We start from the raw sequence: 22,068 nt of genomic DNA on the forward strand, positions 1-22,068 counted from the left end.
TACCTGGGGAGAGATCGCGGCATGGAGCTCACCGACGTCTGGTTCGTGGCGATCGCCGTGCTCTGGCTCGGCTACTTCGTCCTGGAGGGGTTCGACTTCGGCGTCGGCATGCTGCTGCCCGTCGTCGCCAGGAACGACGCGGAACGCCACGCGATGATCGAGACGATCGGCCCCGTCTGGGACGGCAACGAGGTTTGGCTGATCACCGCGGGAGCGGCCACGTTCGCCGCCTTCCCCGAGTGGTACGCCTCGCTGTTCAGCGCGTTCTACCTGCCGCTGCTGGTGATCCTGGTGGCGCTGATCGTGCGCGGGGTGGCCTTCGAGTACCGCGGCAAGCGCGACTCCCCGACCTGGCGGCGGCGGTGGGACGCCGGCATCGTGGCGGGCTCGTTCGTGCCGGCGCTGCTGTGGGGCGTCGCCTTCGCGAACATCGTGCGGGGCCTGCGGCTCGACTCCCGCCACGAGTACGTGGGCACGGTGGCGGACCTGCTCAACCCGTACGCGCTGTTCGGCGGGCTGATGACGCTGGCGCTGTTCGCCACGCACGGAGCCATGTTCCTGGCGCTGAAGAGCGCGGGGGAGATCAGCCGGCGCGCGGTCGCGGTGGCGGTGCGGACGGGCGTCGTCGCGGCGGTGCTCGCGGTGGTCTTCCTGGCCTGGACGCAGCTCCAGGGCGGGAGCCCCGCCACGGTCGTCCTGGCGGTCCTGGCCGTCGTCGCCTTCGCGTCCTCGCTGGTCGCCGTGGGCCGGGGCCGCCAGGGCTGGGCGTTCCTGCTGTCGGCGGTCGCCATCGGCCTGACCGTGATCAGCCTGTTCACGGTCCTCTATCCCGACGTCCTGCCCTCGACGATCAACCCGGCCTACAGCCTGACCGCCCGCAACGCGGCCGCGACCCCGAAGACGCTCGGCCTCATGACCTGGGTCGCGGTGATCTTCCTGCCTCTGGTGCTGCTGTACCAGGGCTGGACGTACTGGGTCTTCCGCCACCGGATCGGCGTCGGCTGACGTCCATCACCTGGCGGCGACCTGCGCTTGATCATCGCACGCGGCCTCGCCACGGATATCATCATCGGAGCCGGGGAGGAGAAGGAGCCCTCATGAGCGAGATCGCCGACCGCTATCGGACCCGAGCCGACATCTTCGCGGCCAAGATCGCCGCAGTCGCTCCCGGCCAGTGGTCCCACCCGTCCCCCTGCGCGGAATGGACCGCCAGAGACGTCGTCGGCCACATCGTCGACATGCACGCCGCGATGCTCAGCCCGCTCGGCAGGTCGCTCAGCCCCGCGCCGCCCGTCGAGGAAGACCCGGCCGCCGCCTTCGCCTCCGCGCGTGCGGACGTCGAGCCGCTGCTCACCGACCCGGCCGCCGCCGCGCGGGAGATCGACACCCCCGGCGGGCGCATGTCCGTCGAGCGGCACATCGACCAGGTCGTCAGCGCCGACATGGTGCTCCACGGCTGGGATCTCGCCCGCGCGACCGGCCAGGACGACACGATCGACCCGGCCGAGATCGAGGAGATGTGGCCCGCCGTCCAGCGGATCCCCGAGGAGATGCGCATCCCCGGCGCCTTCGGCCCGGGCGTCGTCGTCTTCGGCCCCGAGGTCGCGGTGCCCGGCGACGCTCCGCTCCAGCATCGCGTCCTCGGTCTGCTCGGCCGCGACCCCCACTGGTCCGCCTGACCGGAGCCCCGCGATCACCTCGCGGGCGCCTCCGGGGTGCGCGTGACCTTCGAGCCCAGCCAGGACGCGAGCCCGGTCAGCGACTCGGCCGTCTGACTGATCACGTAGAACAGCTTCGGCGGCACGTGCGGGAGCAGCGCGGAGTGCCGGTGGCCGAGCAGCGTGAACATCTGCCCCGGCGGCAGGTCGATGTAGCGCGGCAGGTTCTCGTACCACTGGGCGCTGCGGTGGGCACTCTTCTGGGTGCCCTGGATCGCGGTTTTGCGGTCGCGCTCGTAGCGGGCGAGGGCGGCCGGCAGCGTCGCCTCCTCGTACAGCGCGTTGACCAGGCCGGCGGCGTCCCCGAGCGCGAGGGCGGTGCCGGCGCCGATGGAGTAGTGCGTGGTGTGCGCGGCGTCCCCGAGCAGGACGACGTTGTCGCGGTGCCACGTGCGGCAGGTCAGGGTGCGGAAGTTCAGCCAGTGCGAGCTGCCGTCGGGGTGTGCCCGGCCGATCAGCGGGTGCCCGTCCAGGATCTCGGAGAAGAGCTTCTCCAGGAGGGCCAGGCTGTCGGCCTCGTCTGCCTCGTGGAACCCGAGCCCTCGCCAGGTCGCGGGGGAGCACTCGACGACGCAGGTGCTGTGCGTCCGGCTGAATCCGTAGCCGTAGCACCAGATCCAGCCGTGCGGGGTCTCCGTGAAGGCGAAGGTGAAGTCCTTGAAGATCCGGGTGGTGCCGAGCCAGGTGTAGAAGTTGTTCCCGACCGCGAACTCGGGGCCGAAGTGGTCGGCGTGGCGCTGCCGCAGCGTGCTCTTGACGCCGTCGCCGGCGACGATGAGCTCGGCCTCGGGCAGCTCGTGCTCGCCGGTGATCTCGCGCTCGAACTCGACGCGTACGCCGAGCGCGCGGGCCCGTTCGACGAGGATGTCGAGCAGGAGGTGCCGGCCGATGCCGTAGCCCTCGTCGCCGTGATCCACCGTCACGGTCGCGCGGTCGCGGATGTGCGCGACCCAGCTGTCCCAGTGGACCGAGTTCGCGCGGATGGCGCTCGCGGACTCGGGGTCGGCGGCGAGCAGGTAGCCGAGCAGCTCGTCCCAGTAGGTCACGCCCCAGCCGTACGTCGATCCGGCCGGGTTCCGCTCGTAGACGGTGATGTCGTGGGACGGGTCCACCCGCTTCATCAGGATGGAGAAGTACAGATTGGCGGGTCCGCCACCGACGCAGGCGACCTTCACAAGAGCCCCCGAAATACCCAAGGTAACCTATTTGTCACTAAGAGTAACAGGGCTCGGTCGGTTGCCTGGGAGCGGGGGCGTTCCGGAGGACAGGACGAGCGCGTCCGCTCAGAGGATCAGCTCGTACTCGATCTGCTCGATCGGGTTGCCGTCGCCGAAGTCGTGGCCGCGGACCGCGCCGGACTCCGTGAAGCCGCTCTTGGCGTAGAAACGGCGGGACTGGGGCGTGCCACGCAGCGTCCACAGATGGATCCGCCCGAAGCCCTCCTCGCGGATCCTGTCCAGGGACGCGGTCATCAGGGCACCCGCGATGCCGGTGCCCCAGCCGTCGGGGTGGCCGTAGAAGCCGAAGATCTCCGCTGACTCCGGGTGCGTCGGCGAGGCGCCGAAGTAGGAGAACGCCAGCGGTCGCCCGTCCAGCGCGGCCAGCAGGATGGTGTCCTTGTCCTCGGCGAGCACGCCGTGCCATTTGCCGCGCCGGTGGCTCACCGCCTCGTCGAAGAACTCCGTAGAGAAGAATCCGGCATAGGCGGCCTTCCATGACTCGGCGTGGATCTCGCCCACCGCGTCCCCGTCGCCGGGAGATGCCGGGAACACGTTGATTGCTCCGTTCATGGGAAAACGCTATCGCCGCGTGCGACCCTGCGGATGGCGTCGATGAGCTCGTCCACGTGGGGCAGGCCGATGTCGATCACCGCCACGTCGGGGCGGTGCTGGTCGGCAGCAGAGCCCCTGATGGGCAAGGCCGAAAGCGACACGATGCCCGGCTATTCGGACAAGCCGGCCGGTCACCGCTTGCCCGGCTTCCGGCCGCCGGGCTGAACTGGCACCGGTCAAGCAGGGTGCCACAACCCCCATCGACGACGTTCAGGAGTCCGGCAATGGCTGTTGACGAACTATCTACGGGAAAGGCGCGCCTGGCCGGGCGCTTCGTCTGGCACTACATCGAGATGGTCATCGCGATGAGCCTCGGGATGCTGCTGCTCGGCCTGGTGTGGAGCGCGGTCCTGCCGGGGGACACCCGGTTCGACGTCAGCACGTTGATCACGGCCGCCGACATGACCGTCGGCATGGCGGTCTGGATGCGGGTGCGCCGCCACGGCTGGGCCGCCGTCGGCGAGATGAGCCTGGCGATGTTCGCGCCGTTCCTCGTGCTGCTCGTCCCGTACTGGTTCGGCGCGTTGCCGGGCCACCTGGTGATGTCGATCGGGCACACGCTGATGTTCGTCCTCATGGCCGTGGCCATGCTGTGGCGGCGCGAGGAGTACCTCCACCATCACCACCGCCTGCGCGTCCCGTGGAAGTGGGTCAGAAGGACGGCCGTGGTGCTGGCCGTGCTGCTGATCCCCGCTTCGGTCTCAGCCGTGAACACCATCGGCAAGTTCGGCGACCTGTACCGGGCGCGCTCGGACGCGGCGTCGGCCCAGCCGGTGGCCAAGGCCCATGATCCGGCCAAGCCCACGGTGGCCTTCCTGGTCGGCGGCAAGGGCTCCAACGTGGCCGACCTGCTCGGGCCGTACGAGGTGCTGGCGGGCACCGGCCGGGTGAACACCTACGTCGTCTCGGCGGGACCCCGGCTGGTGCCCCTGACCGGCGGCCTGGACATCGTGCCGGACCTGACGTTCGACGAGCTGACGCGGCTGATGAGCGAGCGGGACGACAACCTCGACGCCGTGGTGATCCCGGCCCTGCAGCCGCCCGATCCGGCCGAGTCCGCCTCGATCCGCGCCTGGCTGCGGCAGCAGTCGGCCGCCGGCGCGCTGACCGTCAGCGTCTGCGCCGGCGCCCGTACGTTCGCCGCGAGCGGGCTGCTGGACGGCAGGCCCGCCACCTCCCACTGGCTGCGGCTGTCCGGGCTGCGGAAGGACTTCCCCGACGTCAGGTGGACGGGCGGCACGCGGTACGTCGACGACGGGAACGTGATCACCACCGGCGGCGTGCTGTCGGGGGTGGACGGCGGCCTCCGGATCATCGAACGGCTGCTCGACGCGGACACCGCCCGTGCGGCGGCGCAGCGGGTCCACTGGCGCCACTACCTGCCCGGCAGGGCCGCGCAGATCCCCCAATCCGCTCTGGAGCCGTCGGACGTGGTCGTCGCGCTCAACGCCTCCTACCAGACCGGGCCGACGACCATCGGCGTCCAGCTCACCGAGGGCGTCGGGGAGCTGGAGCTCGCCTCCGCGTTCGTCTCCTACACCGAGGAGTCCATGGTCGGGCGCACCGTCGCGGTCGGCGACGGCGTGATCCACTCCAAGCACGGACTGACGTTCGTCCCGCGTTCGACGGTCGCGGCGGCCGGCCTCGACCGCCTCCTCGTGCCGGGGCTGGACGCCGCGAGCCGCCGCGCGGCGGCCACCACGGGGCCGCGGCCCGAGTACCTCCACGTCAACCCGGAGTTCGCGTTCGACCCGGTGCTGCGCGACCTCGCCCGCACCTACGACGTGCGGACCGCCCGGTTCACCGCCAAGACGCTGGAGTACCCGGTGCTCGACGTCAAGCTGACCGGCAGCGCCTGGCCGTGGTCCGCCACCCTCGTCCCCGTGCTGCTCGCCCTGCTGGGCGGCGCCGCCGCCGTCGCGACCGGCATGGTGTCCCGCCGGATCCGTGCCCGGCGCCCGGAACCGTCCGACGCGCCGGCCCCCGAGGAGCCGCCGGTGACGACGGCTCCCGAGCGCTGACCCCCTCCGCGTGGTATCGGTTCAGGCCGAAATCCGCCTCATGGCCGGGCGAGCCGGAACAGGCGCTCGTTGATCTTGTAGTAGAGGTTGCCGAAGCGGTCGGCCGTCAGCCCTTCCATCCCCGCTTCCGTCCGCAGCACGGTCACCGCCTTGGTCGACCTGTCGATGGCGAAGATCTGGTCGCCGGCCGTGCCGTACACGCGGGCCGGGTCCTGGGGCACGGTCAGCAGCACCCCGTCGCGCCAGGCCACGCTGGGCTTGGCCGTGTAGTCGGGGTCGGCGAACAGCCGTTTGACGGTGATCGCCTCGGGCCGCGCCGGATCGAGGGTGAACAGCGAGCCGCCCGCCAGCCCCCACAGCTCGCCGTCCACCGCCGCCAGGGCCGTGACGGCCTTGGGCGACGTCAGCGGGAGCGGATGCGTGCGCACGGCGCCGGTGGCGGGGTCGTAGGAGAACAGCGTGGCCGACGCTCCAGGGGCGTAGACGGGGTCGACGCCCAGGGCGCCGCGCGTGGAGGTGCCGCCGAACACCTTGCCGCCCGCGTACGCCAGCGAGACGACGGCCTGGTCGGGCACCACGCACAGGGTCCGCCCGGCCGTGCCCTGCTTCCAGACGGTGAGGGCGCCGCTGCGCTTGCCGTACTTCGGCACCGTGCCCATGTAGACGGTGCCGTCCGGCCCGCCGGCCAGCGCGTACGGCCGGTCCTGCGGGGGCGGGCCCTTGCCCGGCTCGCAGTCGTCGGCCTTGTCGCCCGCCTCGCCGCCCGTGTACCTGAGCGTGGGCGGCCACGGGCCTCCGGGCTGGTAGCTGTAGATCCGGGCCGAGGGATAGACGCCGATGTAGAGCAGGCCGTCGTGGGCCAGCAGGCTGTCGGTCTGGTTGAGCCCGTTGAGGGTGGGCCGGTCCGGCTGGTTGTCGTCGCCGTCGCCCCGCAGCGGGTCGTAGACGCCGGTGCCGCCGGTCAGGTAGCCGCCGGTGTAGACGCGGCCGTCGGGTCCCGCGCCGAGCGCGTTGATGGCGGCGGGCAGGACGGGGGTGCCGGTCACGAGGTTGCTGCTCCAGCGCCCGCCGGCGGGCTCGTACTTGAAGATCCTGGTGCCGTCCGTGGCCGCGCCGAGGCCGACCAGGGTGCTGCCCGACCAGGTGTAGCCGGTGACGTCGAGTCCGGGCCGCACGGAGGTCGCCTGCACGGTCCGGGCGGCGATGTCGTACGAGTGCAGCAGGCCGTCCTTGACGAACCAGACCAGGCCGTCGCGGGCCGGGGAGTGGTGCAGGTCAACGTCGGTGATCGCGGCGTCGGTGGCGGCCGTGTACGAGCCGTCGGAGTTGCGGACGACGCGCAGGACGAGCAGGGTGCGGTCGATCCAGGCGAACAGCCTGTCGCCCGTCCAGGTGAGGCCGCCCACCATGGAGTTGTGGGCGTAGGCGGCCGGAAGGAGGCTGTCCACCCGGCCGGTGACGTTGTCGTACCTGATCAGGGCCGCGTTCGTGCCGGTGCCGAGGTAGGTGGCGTTCGCGGCCGGGTCGTGGGCGAGGCTGCGCACGTACTGGGCGCCGGCCACGATGGGCACGCTGCCGATCGTGGTGAAGGCGCCGTTGTCGTACTTGAAGTAGCGGCCGTCGTTGTAGGTGCCGCCGTACACCTTCCCGCCCGCTCCCGGCTCCAGGTCCCAGATGAAGGAGTAGCCGCCCTCAGCCCGGCCGAGGTCGCTGATCGTGGACTGGCCGGGGACGTGCCGGTAGAGCTTGGAGTTGGGGTAGGTGCCGAGGTAGACGCTGCCGTCGGTGGCGGTGGCCGCCGCCCAGCCGCCGACGGTGGGCGTGGCCGCGCTGTCGGGGATGGTGAGCTTCTGGGTCACCTTCTCGGTGGCCACGTCGATCACGGCCAGTTGCGGGTTGGCCTCCGCGGTGCCGGTGTAGACGGCGTACGCGCTGCCGCCCGCGAACGTGGTGGCGTTGGGCACGCTGCTGTCGATCTGCACGCCCAGGTCGGTCACGTCCTTGGTGATCAGCACCTCGTCCCAGTAGGCGGTGCCCACGTCGGCCACGCCCGAGTAGATGAGGGCCGAGACGGTGGCCGTACCGGCGGGCGCGACGCCCGAGGCCGTGACGCGGTTCCAGCGCCTGCCCGTCGCCGGGGCGTTGCCGCCGCCGGCCAGCAGGTTGCCGGAGGCGTCACGGAAGCGCAGATACAGGTACGCGGTGCCGCTGTCGGCCCACACCTGGGCCTGCAGGGTGTAGCGGGTGCCCGCGGTGGCGGGCAGGCCCGGCATGCTCTCCCTGCCGTAGGCGGCGGCCGGGTCGGCGTCGGTGACGCGCGCCGTGGTGCGCCCGTCCCAGGACATTGCCTCGACGCCGCCCGCGGTGTGCGAGCCGCTCCAGCCGGCCAGCCCTTCGTCGAAGCCGTCGTTGGCGATCCGCAGGTCGGCCGCGAACGCGGGCGTTCCTGGCGCCGCGAGCAGCGCCGCAAGGAGCGCCGCCGCCACCGCTCCGCGCGTGAGCCGGGGCCACCTTAAGTGCCCCTCCACGGGAATCCGCACGGCACCACCTCCGGGGTCGTGTTCGTTTACGCTCAATTCCGGTCCTGACCGTAACCTTATGGGCGGGGTCCGTCAATGGCGCCGGTCCATCCCCCGTGAGAGCTACCTGAATCGTCCGCTCATTGGTGATTCGCCGGACATCATCGCGCTCATACCGTCTTCGCCGGGGCCGCCGATCGCGCGGCCGACGCCAACGGAGGTCACCATGAGCACGCCAGCCACAGTCCCCGGCGACGGCCGGATACGCAGGATCGCCCGCTTCCCCCTCACCTGGATGCTGATCGGGCTGCTCGGCCTCATCGTGGTGTCGGCGCTGACCGGTGGCGGAGCGCCGGTGCTCGCCGTGGTGGGCGCGGTCGCCGCGGTGGTCGTCTACCGGGCGGTCATGCGCTTCGTCGCGGGGCGGCCCACTCCGGAGATCGCCAGAGACGGGGCCGGACGGGAGGCGCTGTCCGGTGCCGGGATCGGCCTGGGGTTCGTGCTCGGCTCCGTGCTCCTGATCGCGGCGGCCGGCGGCTATTCGTTCTCGTGGTCGTCGGGGACCATCCTGCCGGTGGTGTTCACGGCGGTCGGCGCGGCGGTCACCGAGGAGCTGATGTTCCGCGGCCTGGCGCTGCAGGCCCTGGAGGCGCTGTGGGGCAGCCGGGTGGCGCTGGCGATCACCGCGTTGCTGTTCGGCGCCATGCACCTGGCCAACCCGGGAGCCAGCCTCTGGAGCTCGCTGGCGATCGCCGTCGAGGCCGGCGTCCTGCTCGGTGCCGCGTACCTCTGGCGGCGCAGCATCTGGTTCGTCGTGGGACTCCACTTCGCCTGGAACGCCACCGAGGGGCTGCTGGGAATCCCGGTCTCCGGTCACGTGTCGCCCGGTCTGCTGACCGCCGAGGTCTCGGGTCCGGCGGTGCTGACCGGGGGCGAGTTCGGGCTGGAGGCGTCGATCGTGCCCGTCCTGCTGAGCTTGCTGCTCGCCGTACCGATGCTCGTCCTCGCGCACCGGCGCGGCGGACTGCTCCCTGCGCGGCGTGGGGGTCGTTAGGCTTGCCCGGTGTTCGCGAACGCCGCCCGTTCCGCCCGCTTATGGTCAGACTGGTGGCGAGCTTGCCACCTGTCCGTGAAGGACACCGCGCTCGCGGCGGCGCTCATGCTGCTGGCGTCCGTGCCGACGATGTCCGCCATCGGGGCGCAGCTCGGCGACCTGCCCAAGCGCCCGCTGGACGCGCTGGCCGTGGCGCTGACCGTGGCCCAGTCCGCGCCGCTGGTGGTACGCAGCCGATGGCCCGCGGGCTGCCTCGCGATCATCGGCGCCGCCTTCGCTGTTCATCAGGCGCTGAGCTACCCGCAGACGTTCGCCAGCATCGGGCTCTATCTGTCCCTGTACGCCGCCGGCGCCTATCAGGTCCGGTTCCGCCGCGGCCTCGTCGCGGTGTCGACCGTGGGCTACGTCCTGCTGGTCGTCGTGCTGCACGGCCTGGGGTCGCCCAACGGAGTCCCGGCGTTCCTCGCGTTCTATCTGACGTTGGCGGTGATCTGGATGGCAGGTGCCGGGATGCGCCGGTGGCGGGCTGACGAGGCCGAGCGACGGCGCCTGAGCGCGGAGGTGGCCGCGGCGGCCGAACGGGCGCGCATCGCCCGCGAGCTGCACGACGTGGTCACCCATCATGTGACCGCCATGGTCGTCCAGGCCGACGCGGCGCAGTTCCTGGTCGGCAGCGCGCCGGAGCGCGCCGGGGCCGGACTCGTCGCCATCAGCGACACCGGCCGGCGGGCGCTGACGGAGCTGCGCTACCTGCTCGGAGTGCTGGAGGCCACCGGCGATTCGGCGGTCGCGGGCCGCGCGCCGGCCCTGGGCAAGATCGGCGACCTGGTCGAACAGGCCCGGCTGGCCGGCCAGCCCGTCGAGCTGACCGAACGCGGCGACCAGCGGCCGCAGTCCGTCGACGTGGAGCTGGCCGCCTACCGGGTGGTGCAGGAGACGCTCACCAACGCGATCAAATACGCGACGGGGCGGCCCACCGCGGTCACGGTCCACCACCACGACGACCACCTCGAGATCGAGGTGATCACCGACGGGCCCGCCGGCGCCGCACCCGTCCTGCCGTCGGGCGGGCGAGGTCTGGACGGGCTGCGGGAACGCGTACGCATGCTCGACGGCGAACTGGCGGCCGGGCCCCGCCCCGGCGGCGGGTTCGGCGTCCGAACCCTCATCCCGTACAGGAGCAGTCCATGACCGACACGCCGATCCGGGTGCTCATCTGCGAGGACCAGGCACTGGTGCGCGCCGGCTACATCACCATCTTCTCCGTCCAGCCGGACATGGAGGTCGTCGGGGAGGCCGCGGACGGCCGCGCGGCCGTCGAGGCCGCCCGGCTGCTGCGCCCGGACGTCATCGTGATGGACATCCGGATGCCCATCGTGGACGGCATCGAGGCCACCCGGCGGCTGGCCGGCCCCGGCACGGAGGCCCCGGCGAAAGTGCTGGTCGTCACCACCTTCAACGTCGACGAGTACGTCTACGAAGCGCTCAAGGCCGGCGCCAGCGGCTTCCTGCTCAAGGACGCGCCACCGGCGGAGCTGGTCAACGGCGTGCGGACCATCGCCCGCGGCGACTCCCTCCTGGCGCCCGCCGTCACCCGCACGCTCATCGGCCACTTCGCCGAACGGCTCCGCCCCGCCGACCCGTCCCGCCCGGCCAGGGACGAGATCGTGCGCACGCTGACCCCCCGCGAACTCGAGGTCCTCGAACAGATCGCGGGCGGCCTGTCGAACGCGGAGATCGCCGAGAAGCTGTTCATCACCGCCGAGACCGTGAAGACCTACGTGTCCCGGATCCTGGCCAAACTCGAGCTGCGCGACCGCGTGCAGGCCGTCGTCCTCGCCTACCGGGTGGGGCTGGTGTCCGGCACGGACTGAGCCGCCACTTTGATTACGCAGGGTTATTTTCGCAGCTAGGACGGGCACAACGTCAGGAGTGTCCGCCTGGAGGAGCCCAATGCCGACCGTCGTCCGGTTCACCGCCGCCGCTCTGCTGGTCGTACTCGCCGCTGCCTGCGCCGACTCGCGTACCACGCCGTCAACGCCGCTGTCGGTGGCGACGGACACGCTGCCACCCACGACGGACACCGTGTCTCCCATGCCGACCGCCTCCGTCCGGCCCTCGTCCACCGGGCATCACCCGGCCGACGGGAGCAGCCTGGCGTCCTGCAAGGACGCCGACTGCGAGGTCGAGGTACGGGCAGGCGACCGGCTCCGGATCGACAAGCGGTTCGGCGTGCAGCGGATCACCATCAGCTCGCTCGACCCGGACGAGGCCACCATCGCGCTCCTGGGCTTCACCGGCGGGCTGCAGGCCGAGGGGGCGAACGTCAGCATCTCCAGCAGCTGCGTCAACGGGCGCTGTCGCGACGAGGGCAAGCTGTCCCTGGCTCCCGGCAGGTCCGCCCGCATCAACAACCTGCGGCTGGAAGTGCCCTACCTCTCCCGCGACCACGCCATCCTGCGCCTCACCCCCAGGTGAGGCGCCGGGCTTTCGGCTCTCAGCTCAGGGCACGATTGACGGCCGCGACGTACTTGTAGAAGGCTTTCGTGCGGTTGGCCGGGCTCTCGATCCAGGCGCGATTCAGCTTGCCTTCCTTGAAGAACCGCTCCCGCTGACCCCGGCTGATTTCCAGCTGCACCCCCATGCCCCTGCGGTTTCTGTTCGCGATGTTCCGGGGGCTGTCGCCGCCGATTTCGTCGGGTACGGACGCCGAGACGGGGAACCCGGCGGCGCGCAGCTCGGCCGTCACCTTTTTGATCAATGTCGTGTCACGCCCGCCGACGTAGGTGGTGGCGGCAGTGCCCGCCGCGGCGTGCCAGGAGATGGTGTAGTCGACGGCGGCCACCACCGAGAGCGCCTTGGGTTCGTCGAAGTGCGTAGAGGTGATGTGCAGAGCGCTGTTGCCGCTGTCCTTGATGCCGACGAATGAGTAGTAGGCGTGCTTGCGTCCCGCGGCCTGGTCCGCGAGCTGGGACGTCGGCGCCTCAATGGCGCCGCCGTGGATGGCGATGTGCGCCACCTTCGCTCCGCCGGGGACGCGAAGGACGCGGCGATAGTCCCGGCCCTCGGTTTCGTGGGCGGAGAGCTCGGCGTAGTTGGCGTAGACATCGCTCGCGGACACGGCGTGAGCGGCGGGAGCGAGGCCGATCACGAGCACGCTCGCGACGGCGACGGACACGATCTTCTCCACGTGGCACCTTTCGACGATCTTCTTGACCGCCATCATGCCGCCGTCTTCCCTGGGAGCCATCGATCCCGGTACGAGTTTCGGGGTCGGCTTCAACGCGAGTGGCTCGAATGACCAGCCCACCGATTTCACGCTCAACGGCGTCCCCTGCACCACCTGAGCGGTCAGAGGAGCCCGCACGTCAGGTCGTGCTCCAGCGTGCGGGCGTAGGACTCGACGCCGGCCACGATGTCGATCGTGTCGGGGTCGAGCAGCCACTGGGTCTGCAGGCCGTCGAGAGTCGCGATGATCTCGGCGGCCTTGGCCGCGGGGTCGATGTCCTGACGGGCGAGCCCGGCGGCCTGGGCCGACCGGATGCTGTCGGCGACGATGGCGCGCATCGCGCGGTAGCGGTCGACGAAGTGCCGGTGGCCGGGCGCGCCGGGCTCCAGGCTCTCGGCGACCAGCACGGTGAACAGCTTGGCCAGCCCCGCCCGCTCCTTGTTGCGGCGCGCGAACTCCGGCATGGCCCGCAGCCGCCCGGAGGGCTCCATGCCCAGGAGCTCCATCGCGAACGCCTCGCTGTCGAGGTCGCGCCGTTCGATCACGGCCAGGAGCAGTCCCGCCTTGCTGCCGAAGTGATGCAGGAGGCCGGGCTCGCTGATGCCGGCCCGGGCCGCGACGGCGGGCAGGGAAGTGCCGCGGAAGCCGTCGCGCGCGAACATCTCCGCGGCCACGGCGATGATCTCCTCTCGCCGTAAGCGCGCGCGTTCCTGTCTGCTGGGGTCTTGCCTACTTCGGGCCACGGTGTTAAATCTAACCCATCACTTACCGAGTGCTCAGTAAGTGAATTCCCCCAGAAGTAGCGAGGTGTGACTCATGTCATCGAGGCGCCGGCGCATCACAGGGTTAGTGACCGCGGGAATCCTGCTGGCCGGGCTGGGCACCTGCCAGCAGGTGCAGGCCGCGCAGCGGGAGCCGGTCATCCTGATCCACGGCTGGAACGGGTCGCCGACGGAGTTCGCTCAGATGGAGGCGGCGCTGGAGCAGGCCGGCCATCCCGCGTACACGATCGACCTCCCCGGCGAGGAGAACATCGCCAACGCGGGAGCCATCAGGGACCTGGTGGCACAGGTACGGCAGGAGAACGGCGGCGGGAAGGTCAGCCTCGTCGGGCACAGCATGGGAGGGCTGTCGGCGCGCTATTACCTGAAGTCCCTCGGCGGCGCCGATGCCACGCTGAGCTACGTCTCGATGGGCACCGGGCAGCGCGGCTACTGGCCGGCCTGCCTCCTGCCGGCGAACCAGGGCGGGCAGATGTGCCCGACCAGCACCTTCATCAGCCAGCTCAACAGCGGCGACCCGACGCCCGACCCCGTCCGCTACACGCTGCTGGTGAGCTCGCTCGACGAGACCCGCAACGACGTCATCGACGGCGTGTGGTGCAAGGCCGAGTTCCCCGGGGTGGCGCATGCCGACGAGCCGAAGTCGCAGGTGTTCATCGACGGGGTGATCAGCGCTCTGGACGGGACCTGCCCGTCCTGATCCCGGTACAGCTGGCTGTACCCGAACGCTCCAGCGCACGGGATCGATCAAGGATGCCGTGCGCCGACATGCTGGGTGATGTCCGGAACGGACGACCCCCACCAAGAAATCAGGAGCGTTTCCCATGTCGCGTACCTCTTCCGAGTCGAAGTCCTCCCGGCGCGTGCGGGTCCTCGCCGCGGCGGCGCTGGCGGCGCTGTCGGGGCTGGTCGTGGCGGGTACGCCGGCCGCCGCGGCCACCGGGCTCGGCCGCACCGCGAACGTCGTGCGGCAGAGCCCGGACGAGAGCCTGTCCGCCGAGCTGGCCGAGGTGCGGGACGAGCTGAAGCGCAACCACCGGCCCGACGCCGTGCAGCGGAAGCTGGACGCGCTGGTGGAGAAGGACAAGTTCCCGGCGGCGCTGGCCGCGGTGCAGGACGGCAAGGGCCGGACCCGCCACTACACCGCCGGGGTCGCGGACCTGACGACCAAGGAGGAGGTCCCGGTCGACGGCCGGGTACGGATCGCGAGCAACACCAAGATGTTCACCGCGGTGGCGGTGCTGCAGCTGGTCGGCGAGGGCAAGGTCGACCTCGACGAGCCGATCGAGACGTACCTGCGGAAGGTGGTCCGCGGCAAGGGCATCGACGGCAGGAAGATCACGGTGCGGCAGCTGCTGCAGCACACCAGCGGCCTGCCGAACTACACCCGCTGGATGCCGGGCATCTTCGAGAGTCGCAACGTCTACCGCTCGCCCCAGGACCTCCTGGACATGGCGTTCGCGCACAAAGCGTCGTTCGCGCCGGGCACGAGCTGGGAGTACAGCAACACCAACTACGTGCTGGCGGGCCTGCTGATCGAGAAGGTCACCGGCCGTCCGGTGGCCGAGGTGATCACGGATCGCATCATCGAGCCGATCGGGCTGCGTGACACGTACTGGCCGGGCAAGGGGGACAGGACGATCCGCGGTCGTCACCCGCAGGGGTACGGGTCGGAGAAGCCCGGCGGCAAGCTGAAGGACATCACGAACCTGGACCCGTCGTGGGGATGGGCGGCCGGCCAGCTGATCGGCACCCCGAGCGACCTCAACCGCTTCATGACCGCCCTGATGGGCGGCAAGCTGCTCAAGCCGGAGCAGCTGGCGGCGATGAAGCACACGATGAAGGCACCCGGGTTCCCGGCCGGCTGGGAGTACGGGCTGGGCCTGATGAAGATGCCGCTGAGCTGCGGCGGCGTCACCTGGGGCCACGGCGGTGACATCGACGGGTACGAGACCCGCAACGGGGTGACCGAGGACGGCCGCGCCGCCACCGTCGCCGTCACGGCGCTGCCTCCCGACGAGGAGGCCCACCAGCACGTGATCGAGGCCATGGACACCGCGCTGTGCGCCGAGCGGTAGCCGATCCTTGACGAAAGCCGCCCGGATCCTGTCCGGGCGGCTTTCGTATGTCGGGATTTACCGCGGCCCGATCATTTGTGTCAACTTTCCCTGCTGACTTTCGTCGGGCGCTGATGAAAATTTCACGAATGCGAAACTTTATGGCCGGGAAGTTCGGGCAGGTTATACGTATACAGCGCGTTTTGGACCGATCCTATGAGTGGCGTGGCATTGACATATGTGCTTGATCTCAAGAATCTGTTTGGGAGCGCTCCCATACTTTTCAACAGCTGGAAAGGGCATTTGCCGTGGATCTGTTGGACAAGAATCAGGGGCTCTTCCTGGCCCTGTACCGGATCGTGCTGGGACTGCTGTTCGCCTGCCACGGCGCGGCGACGCTCTTCGACGTGCTGGGCGGGGCGCAGGGCCCGGTGCCCACCTTCGGACAATGGCCCGGCTGGTGGGCCGCGGCCATCGAACTGGTCGGCGGCATCCTCGTCCTGCTCGGACTGGGCGCCCGCGCCGCCGCCGTCCTCTGCTCGGGCACCATGGCCTACGCCTACTTCGTCGTGCACCAGCCTCAGGCGTTGTTCCCGATCGAGAACGGCGGCGAGAAGGCGGCGCTCTTCTGCTGGGGCTTCCTGCTCATCGCCGTCCTCGGGCCCGGCCGCTGGGCGCTGTCCACGCTGCTGACGCCTTCGCGGCAGCTCGCCCGCGAAGGGGCTGAAGTCACTCGGTGAGGAACAGCTCGACGACGGGCACGGCGACGTCGGGGCGCTGTACGGGCAGGTCGAGGGTCAGGACGTCCGGCGACACGGCCCCCATCGTGGTGAGGCCGGCCTGCTGGCCGGGGTCGATGACCCGCGTACGGATCTCCGACGCGTCGTGCAGGAACTGGGCGTACTTCACCCGCCCGGCCAGCCCCGGCAGGTGCAGGTGGCCGAACGGCCAGGCGAACAGGTGCAGGTAGAGCCGGTCGCCACGCTGGGTGTAGCGGCAGTCGGGAGGCGCCGTGAAGCCGCTGGGCCCGCAGCCGTAGATCGAGCGGGAGTTCAGCCGCATCCAGGCGCCGATGTCGGCGAGCGTCCCGCGCGCGCGGGGGTCGATCTCGCCACGCCCGTCCGGGCCCACGTTGAGCAGCAGGTTGCCGCCCTTGGCGACGCTGTCGACCAGCATCCGTACGAGCAGGTCCGGAGACTTGTAGTCGAGGTTGTCCCGGTCGTACCCCCAGCTGCCGTTGAGCGTCTGGCACGCCTCCCACGGCACCTCGTGCCCGTCGACGACCATCGGCCCGGCGGGCTGGTACTGCTCGGGGGTGACGAAGTCGCCGGGGATGTCGAGCCGGTCGTTGACGATGACCTCCGGCTGGAGCTCCCTGACCATCGCGAGCAGCTCGTCCGAGCGCCAGTCGTCGGCGCCCTTGCCGCCCCAGTTCCCCGGCCTGCCCCGGTAGGAGAAGTCGAAGAACAGGTAGTCGATCCGGCCGTAATCGGTGAGCAGCTCGCGCACCTGGGCATGCAGGTAGTCGGCGTACTTGGAGACGTCGCGGGCCGCGGCGGCGGCCTTGAACGCCTCGTCGTCACGCTGGGGGTGCAGCGAGTCGACCGGGAACTCGGGATGGTGCCAGTCGATCAGCGAGTGGTAGAACCCGACCTTCAGGCCCTCGGCGCGGACGGCCTCCACGAACGGCGCGATCAGGTCCTTGCCCCAGGGGGTGCGCGTCGCCTTGTAGTCGGTCTGCGCCGAGTCCCACAGGCAGAAGCCGTCGTGGTGCTTGGTCGTGAGGACGATGTAGCGCATGCCGGCCTCCTTGGCCAGCCGCGCCCATCGCGCCGGGTCGTACAGGTCGGGATCGAAGTGGTCGAAGTAGCGCTGGTAGTCCTCGTCGGTCAGACGCTCGCGGTTCTTCACCCACTCGTGCCGGGCCGCCAGAGAGTACAGACCCCAGTGCACGAACATGCCGAACCGGGATTCGGCGAACCAGGCGTGGTGCTGCACGATGTCCCTCTTCTTCAACTGTTCAGCGTCCGCCGAGACCGCTGGTCGCGATCCCGCGTACGAGATGTTTCTGCAGGATGATGAGCAGCGCCGTGGTCGGCGCCATGGAGATCACGGCCGCGGCCATGATGAGGTTCCACTGGGTACCCTGCTGCCCGAAAAAGAGCTGCAGACCCAGCGGGACCGTGGCCTTCTCGTCCACCGAGTTGATGATGATCAGCGGCCACAGGAAGCTGTTCCAGTAGTTGATGAACGTGAAGACCGCCAGCACCGCGAGCGCGGGCCTGACCAGCGGCAGCATGATGCTGGTGAAGACGCGCACCGCCCCCGCGCCGTCGAGGCGGGCGCTCTCGGCGAGCTCCTCGGGGATGGTCAGGAAGAACTGGCGCAGCATGAACGTCCCGAAGGCGGTGAACGCCCAGGGGAAGATCAGCGCCTGGTACGAGTCCACCCACCCGAACCAGCGCATCAGCATGAACATCGGCACGACCAGCACTTCCTGGGGGATCATCAGGGTGGCCAGGAAGACCAGGAAGACGCCGTCGCGACCGCGCCAGCGCAGCCGCGAGAAGGCGTACGCCGACATGCTCGACGCCACCAGCACCACGAGGGTGCCGCAGACGGCGACGGCGAGCCCGTTGACCACGAAACGCGCGAACGGCAGGAACTCGAACGCCTCGCTGTAGTTCTCCCACCGGATCACCGACCCGAACAGGCTCGGCGGCGACCCGAACACCTCGTCGGCGCGCTTCAGCGACGTCGCCACCATGTACACCAGCGGCGACACGAAGGCGGCGGCCACCAGGTAGAGGGCGGCGTGCGAGACGACCAGCCGGACCCTGTGCGCCCATGGGGAGGCCGGGGCGGCGTGCGCGTGCTCAGACATCGTAGGTGACCCATCTGCGCTGGCCGGCGAACTGCATCGCGGTCACGCCCAGGATCAGCACGAACAGGATCCAGGCCGCGGCGGAGGCGAGTCCGAACTGGTAGACGGAGAAGCCCTGGTTGTAGACGAACATCATGAGGGTCTCGGTGTCGATGCCGGGCCCGCCGCCGGTCATCAGGAACGGCTGGGTGAAGACCTGGAACGACGTGATCAGCGTCATGGTCGTGGCGAAGAACATCGCCGGGGAGATCATCGGCAGCGTGATGCGGAAGAACAGCCGCCACGGCCCCGCCCCGTCGATCTGCGCCGCCTCCACGAGCTGCCGCGGGATGGCGTCCAGGGCGGCCGAGAAGACCAGCATGTTGTACCCGAACCCCTGCCACACGCTCATCGCGACGACGGCGAACATGGCCCAGCCCTGCTCGCCGAGGAAGTTCGGCGCGTGCACGCCGGTGGCGGCGTGCAGCGTGCCGTCGATGAACCCGTTGGGCTGGTAGATCATCCGCCAGACGATCGCGTTGGCCACCATCGGCGTGACCACGGGCAGGAAGAAGACCACCCGCAGCGCCTGGCGGCCCTTGATGCGCGGCGAGATCCACACCGCCAGCCCCACCGACACGATGAGGTTGAGCGGCAGGTAGAGCACCACGAACAGCAACGTGTTGAACAGCGTCCGCCGGAACACGGGATCGCCGAACAGCGTCGCGAAGTTCCCCAGCCCGGTGAAGACGTGCTCGCCCACCGCGGGCCATCGGAAGAAGGCGATCACCAGGGACATCACGATCGGGAAGAGCGTGAACAGCGTCAATCCGATCAGGCTGGGCCCGGCGAACAGGGCGGCGACCTTTCCGTCGCCGCGCCGGCGGCGGGCACGCTGTCCGCGCGCTACCGCCGCTCGCCCGGGTATGGCGTCGTTGTACACGTCACTCCCTGTGGATGGTTGCGCATGCTCGTTACGCCGGTGCCTGCTGCTGGACCTGCTTGAGGACGTCCGCCGCCGTGCCCTGCCCGTTGAAGACCGGCACGCCGTACTGGGCCAGCAGCTTGGACACCTGGTCCCAGCTGGAGGTCGTGCGGAACGGCGTCGCCGAGGCGTTGGCGGCGTCGAGGACCTCCTTGGCGCCCTCGAAGGCGTTCTCGTACCACTTGTTCTGGACGGACTTGCGCGCCGGGTAGGCGCGCCCGATGGTGGCGAGCTGCCCGAGCACGTCGGCGCTGGTCATCACGCTGATCGCCTTGAACGCCTCGTCGGGGTACTGGCACGACTGGGAGATACCGAAGCCGGACCCGGCCGAGTAGGTCTTGGACCCGTTGGGACCGGCGGGGATGGTGGCCAGCCCCACGCCGAACTTGGCCTGCTCCTTGAGCGACAGGACGGCCCAGGGTCCGTTCACCTGCATCGCCACGTTGCCGTTGAGGAACTGGGTGTCGGGGAAGTTGTTGTCCACGCCGGGCACCTTGGGCGCGACCCCGGCCTTGGCGACCAGGTCCGCGTACCACTGGAAGCCGGTCGCCATCTGCTCGGAGGTGAGGGTGAGCTTGCCGGACGCGTCCACCGGCTCCGCGCCGGTCTGCGACAGGATCATCGAGAACATCGGCAGGTCGATGGGGTAGGCCACGAAGCCGTACTTGCCGCCGGTGGTCAGCTTCTTGGCCGTGGCCTCGAAGTCGGCCATGCTCCAGCCGACCTTCGGCGCTGCCACGCCGGCCGCCTTGAACATGTCCTTGTTGTAGGTGACGATCAGCGAGCCGACGTCGTACGGCAGGGCGTACTGCTTGCCGCCGGAGGCCAGCCCGGCCATGATCGAGGAGTCGAAGTCGCCTGTGTCCAGGCTGTTCTTCTTGACCAGCTCGTCCAGCGGAAGCATGCCGTTGACGTAGCCGCCGGTGCGCAGGCTCTGCATGGAGACGATGCACGGCGCGCTGCCGCCGGCCAGGCGGGTGCCGAGCTTGGTGAAGTAGTCGTTGAACGGAGAGGTCTCCAGCGTGATCTTGATGTTCGGGTATTTCTTGGTGACCTCGTCGGCCACCTTCTGCCAGGCGTCGCGGTCCTCCGTGCCGGAGGCCCACATCGACCAGGTGAGCGTCACCGCTCCGTTGCTCGCCTTGCTGCCGCCTGATGACTGCTGACCGCCGTTGTCCCCACAACCGGCGGTGAATCCCCCCGCGATGACCACCGCTACGGCGACTGCCAATGATCGCCGACCGCCATGCATCCGCCTGCCCATCGCAGCTCCACTCAATAAGCTCGGGGCCGAGTTAATAATTGTGAAACTTAGGCGTCGCGTTCTGTAGTGTCAATGAGATCGAGGTGGAAATATCCGATGACTGCTCGTCGAGTCGCCCCTCGTGGAGATCTGACCCGCGTCGAGATCCTGGCGCTGCTCGGCACCGCGGGAGCCCTGGACCGCCGCCAGATCGCGGCCCGCCTCCGGCTCGGCGACGCGACCGTGCACGAGCATACGCGACGCCTGCTGGCCTGCGGCTACCTGCGGACTCTCGCCCCGCAGGCCGGGGCCGTCGGCAGGCCTCGCATCCCGCTCCAGGTGGTGCCCGAGGCCGCCGCGACCATGGGTGTACGGGTCGCCACCGACCATGTCGTCACCGTCGTCGCGGGTCTGGACGGTCGCGTGATCACATCCGATGTATCACCCTTCGACTGCCGTTCCGATCCGATCCCTCAGCTGCTCGCGGTGATCAACCACCGGCTGGTCGACCCCACCTTGGGGCCCAGGTTGCGGGCCGTGGGAGTGGTCACTCCGTCCTCTGTCGATTCGGCCACCGGCTATATACGTGTATGTCCCCGATTCGGCTGGAGCGAACTTCCCCTCGGCGAACGGCTGCGCGCCGAGCTGCCGATCCCGGTGCTGGTCGACAACGATCTCCGGGCGAGCACCACCGCCGAGCTCCTGTACCGGACGGGCCGCGAGCACGACGACTTCCTGGTGCTCGGCATCGGCGACGGGGTGGGGCTCGGCGCGGTCCTGCAGCGGCGGGTGCACCGCGGCCCGAGCGGGCTCTCCGGCGAGTTCGGCCACACGCCGGTCGCCACCACCGGACCGCGCTGCGCCTGCGGTGCCCGAGGCTGCCTGGAGACGCTCACCAGCGACGGCGGCATCCTGCGGGCCGCCCGCCGCGCCGGCCTCGCCGAGTCGGCCACCACCATCGAGGAACTCCGCGCGCGCTGGGTCTCCGGCGGCGAGCCGGGGCTGGCGGAGGTCCTCGCCGGGATCGGCACCGTGCTCGGGCGGGCCGTCGCCGGCGTCGTCAACCTGCTCGGCACGCCCACCATCGCGGTCATCGGCGAGAACCACGTCCTCTGGCCGGGGCTGGAGCCGGGGTTCCTCGCCGCGATGCGGACCAGCCGGGTCACCGCCGCCCACCGCGTTCAGGTGATCGTCCGTCCCTGGAGCGACGCCCAGCACGCCCTGGGCGCCGCCGGCCTGGCCCTCGCCGCCCCGGAGACCCTCGGCTGACGCCTGACCGTTCGCCTGACCACGGCGAACGGTCAGGAATGGAGAAGCGCCGGTCACCGGGCCGCAACTAGCGTCGTCGCCATGGACTTCACCATTCACCAGACGTTCCTCCCGCACAACGACCCGGAGGCCTCCCTGGCCTTCTACCGCGACAATCTGGGCTTCGAGGTCCGCAACGACGTCGGCGACGGCACGATGCGCTGGATCACGGTCGGCCCCGCCGGCCAGCCCGGCACGTCCGTCGTCCTGCACCCGGCCGGCGCCGAACCCGGCATCACCGACGACGAGCGCCGCACCATCCTCGAGATGATGGCCAAGGGCACCTACGCCCGCATGATCGTGGCCACCGCCGACCTCGACGGCGCCTTCGCGCGGCTGCGGGACGGCGGGGCCGAGGTCGTCCAGGAGCCGGCCGAGCAGCCGTGGGGGATCCGCGACTGCGCCTTCCGCGACCCCGCGGGCAACATGATCCGCGTCAACGAGCTGGGCTGAGGGG

Annotated in this window: 22 protein-coding genes; 13 read left to right on the plus strand and 9 right to left on the minus strand. The window is 70.2% G+C overall.

Going from position 1 to position 22,068, the window contains the following annotated elements:
* The first annotated feature begins 21 nt into the window (after positions 1 to 21).
* Both cydB and ACWEPL_RS03890 read left to right on the plus strand, forming a co-directional pair.
* The gene (gene cydB / locus ACWEPL_RS03885; protein ID WP_452435099.1) at positions 22 to 1,005 is read left to right on the plus strand and encodes a cytochrome d ubiquinol oxidase subunit II; all 984 of its coding nucleotides are present in this window, start codon (positions 22 to 24) and stop codon (positions 1,003 to 1,005) included.
* A gap of 92 nt (positions 1,006 to 1,097) precedes the next feature.
* A complete protein-coding gene (locus ACWEPL_RS03890) occupies positions 1,098 to 1,679 on the plus strand; it encodes a TIGR03086 family metal-binding protein (protein ID WP_350726063.1) in 582 nt (193 codons plus the stop codon).
* A gap of 14 nt (positions 1,680 to 1,693) precedes the next feature.
* Here ACWEPL_RS03890 and ACWEPL_RS03895 read toward each other — a convergent pair whose 3' ends face one another.
* The gene (locus ACWEPL_RS03895; RefSeq protein WP_452435101.1) at positions 1,694 to 2,893 is read right to left on the minus strand and encodes an FAD-dependent monooxygenase; all 1,200 of its coding nucleotides are present in this window, start codon (positions 2,891 to 2,893) and stop codon (positions 1,694 to 1,696) included.
* A 108-nt stretch (positions 2,894 to 3,001) separates the two neighbouring features.
* Positions 3,002 to 3,508 (minus strand): N-acetyltransferase family protein, encoded by a 507-nt coding sequence (locus ACWEPL_RS03900; protein ID WP_452435103.1) that lies wholly within the window; start codon positions 3,506 to 3,508, stop codon positions 3,002 to 3,004.
* A gap of 69 nt (positions 3,509 to 3,577) precedes the next feature.
* On the opposite strand from ACWEPL_RS03900, the gene ACWEPL_RS03905 reads away from it, so the two are divergent.
* Together ACWEPL_RS03905 and ACWEPL_RS03910 are read left to right on the plus strand one after the other, a co-directional pair.
* On the plus strand, positions 3,578 to 3,715 hold the full coding sequence (locus ACWEPL_RS03905; protein ID WP_452435105.1) for a hypothetical protein: 138 nt from the start codon (positions 3,578 to 3,580) through the stop codon (positions 3,713 to 3,715).
* A 59-nt stretch (positions 3,716 to 3,774) separates the two neighbouring features.
* Positions 3,775 to 5,571, plus strand: a complete 1,797-nt coding sequence (locus tag ACWEPL_RS03910) for a DJ-1/PfpI family protein (protein WP_452435107.1) — start codon at positions 3,775 to 3,777, stop codon at positions 5,569 to 5,571.
* 38 nt (positions 5,572 to 5,609) lie between these two features.
* Here ACWEPL_RS03910 and ACWEPL_RS03915 read toward each other — a convergent pair whose 3' ends face one another.
* Positions 5,610 to 8,111: a hypothetical protein gene (locus ACWEPL_RS03915; RefSeq protein ID WP_452435109.1), complete on the minus strand. Its 2,502-nt coding sequence runs from the start codon at positions 8,109 to 8,111 to the stop codon at positions 5,610 to 5,612.
* Positions 8,112 to 8,316: 205 nt separating this feature from the next.
* On the opposite strand from ACWEPL_RS03915, the gene ACWEPL_RS03920 reads away from it, so the two are divergent.
* From ACWEPL_RS03920 to ACWEPL_RS03935, 4 genes are all read left to right on the plus strand, one after another.
* Positions 8,317 to 9,144, plus strand: coding sequence for a CPBP family intramembrane glutamic endopeptidase (locus tag ACWEPL_RS03920; RefSeq protein ID WP_452435111.1), 828 nt, complete (start codon positions 8,317 to 8,319; stop codon positions 9,142 to 9,144).
* Positions 9,145 to 9,219: 75 nt separating this feature from the next.
* Positions 9,220 to 10,335, plus strand: a complete 1,116-nt coding sequence (locus ACWEPL_RS03925; protein ID WP_452435113.1) for a sensor histidine kinase — start codon at positions 9,220 to 9,222, stop codon at positions 10,333 to 10,335.
* Positions 10,332 to 11,018, plus strand: a complete 687-nt coding sequence (locus tag ACWEPL_RS03930; protein ID WP_350726049.1) for a response regulator transcription factor — start codon at positions 10,332 to 10,334, stop codon at positions 11,016 to 11,018. The genes ACWEPL_RS03925 and ACWEPL_RS03930 overlap by 4 nt, the downstream gene beginning before the upstream one ends.
* A gap of 79 nt (positions 11,019 to 11,097) precedes the next feature.
* Positions 11,098 to 11,622 (plus strand): hypothetical protein, encoded by a 525-nt coding sequence (locus tag ACWEPL_RS03935; RefSeq protein ID WP_363970437.1) that lies wholly within the window; start codon positions 11,098 to 11,100, stop codon positions 11,620 to 11,622.
* Between the two features lie 19 nt (positions 11,623 to 11,641).
* Here the strand turns inward: ACWEPL_RS03935 and ACWEPL_RS03940 are convergent, their stop codons facing one another.
* Positions 11,642 to 12,484 (minus strand): poly-gamma-glutamate hydrolase family protein, encoded by an 843-nt coding sequence (locus tag ACWEPL_RS03940; protein ID WP_452435116.1) that lies wholly within the window; start codon positions 12,482 to 12,484, stop codon positions 11,642 to 11,644.
* A gap of 11 nt (positions 12,485 to 12,495) precedes the next feature.
* Positions 12,496 to 13,047 carry a TetR/AcrR family transcriptional regulator gene (locus ACWEPL_RS03945; protein WP_363970441.1) on the minus strand — a complete coding sequence of 184 codons (552 nt, stop codon included), beginning with the start codon at positions 13,045 to 13,047 and terminating at the stop codon, positions 12,496 to 12,498.
* A 175-nt stretch (positions 13,048 to 13,222) separates the two neighbouring features.
* Here ACWEPL_RS03945 and ACWEPL_RS03950 point away from each other — a divergent pair, with 175 nt between their 5' ends.
* The 3 genes from ACWEPL_RS03950 to ACWEPL_RS03960 all read left to right on the plus strand — a co-directional run bounded on the left by ACWEPL_RS03950 (position 13,223) and on the right by ACWEPL_RS03960 (position 15,952).
* Entirely contained in the window at positions 13,223 to 13,855 is a 633-nt protein-coding gene (locus ACWEPL_RS03950) for an esterase/lipase family protein (protein WP_355197696.1), read from the plus strand.
* A gap of 124 nt (positions 13,856 to 13,979) precedes the next feature.
* Positions 13,980 to 15,233 carry a serine hydrolase domain-containing protein gene (locus tag ACWEPL_RS03955; protein WP_452435118.1) on the plus strand — a complete coding sequence of 418 codons (1,254 nt, stop codon included), beginning with the start codon at positions 13,980 to 13,982 and terminating at the stop codon, positions 15,231 to 15,233.
* A gap of 287 nt (positions 15,234 to 15,520) precedes the next feature.
* Positions 15,521 to 15,952 carry a DoxX family protein gene (locus ACWEPL_RS03960; RefSeq protein ID WP_363970445.1) on the plus strand — a complete coding sequence of 144 codons (432 nt, stop codon included), beginning with the start codon at positions 15,521 to 15,523 and terminating at the stop codon, positions 15,950 to 15,952.
* Here the strand turns inward: ACWEPL_RS03960 and ACWEPL_RS03965 are convergent.
* Genes ACWEPL_RS03965 through ACWEPL_RS03980 form a run of 4 tightly spaced genes read right to left on the minus strand, consistent with a single transcriptional unit; the run spans position 15,942 to position 20,291 of the window.
* Positions 15,942 to 17,228: an alpha-L-fucosidase gene (locus ACWEPL_RS03965; protein WP_452435121.1), complete on the minus strand. Its 1,287-nt coding sequence runs from the start codon at positions 17,226 to 17,228 to the stop codon at positions 15,942 to 15,944. The genes ACWEPL_RS03960 and ACWEPL_RS03965 overlap by 11 nt on opposite strands.
* Positions 17,229 to 17,232: 4 nt before the next feature.
* Positions 17,233 to 18,096, minus strand: a complete 864-nt coding sequence (locus ACWEPL_RS03970) for a carbohydrate ABC transporter permease (protein ID WP_363970449.1) — start codon at positions 18,094 to 18,096, stop codon at positions 17,233 to 17,235.
* On the minus strand, positions 18,089 to 19,018 hold the full coding sequence (locus ACWEPL_RS03975; protein WP_350726029.1) for a carbohydrate ABC transporter permease: 930 nt from the start codon (positions 19,016 to 19,018) through the stop codon (positions 18,089 to 18,091). Before ACWEPL_RS03975 ends, ACWEPL_RS03970 begins: the two co-directional genes overlap by 8 nt.
* 31 nt (positions 19,019 to 19,049) lie before the next feature.
* A complete protein-coding gene (locus tag ACWEPL_RS03980) occupies positions 19,050 to 20,291 on the minus strand; it encodes an ABC transporter substrate-binding protein (RefSeq protein ID WP_452435123.1) in 1,242 nt (413 codons plus the stop codon).
* Positions 20,292 to 20,420: 129 nt separating this feature from the next.
* Between ACWEPL_RS03980 and ACWEPL_RS03985 the strand changes: the two genes are divergently transcribed.
* A complete protein-coding gene (locus tag ACWEPL_RS03985) occupies positions 20,421 to 21,572 on the plus strand; it encodes an ROK family protein (RefSeq protein WP_452435125.1) in 1,152 nt (383 codons plus the stop codon).
* Between the two features lie 81 nt (positions 21,573 to 21,653).
* On the plus strand, positions 21,654 to 22,064 hold the full coding sequence (locus tag ACWEPL_RS03990) for a VOC family protein (protein WP_363970455.1): 411 nt from the start codon (positions 21,654 to 21,656) through the stop codon (positions 22,062 to 22,064).
* The last annotated feature ends 4 nt before the right edge of the window (positions 22,065 to 22,068 follow it).

Source organism: Nonomuraea sp. NPDC004186 (assembly GCF_053603495.1).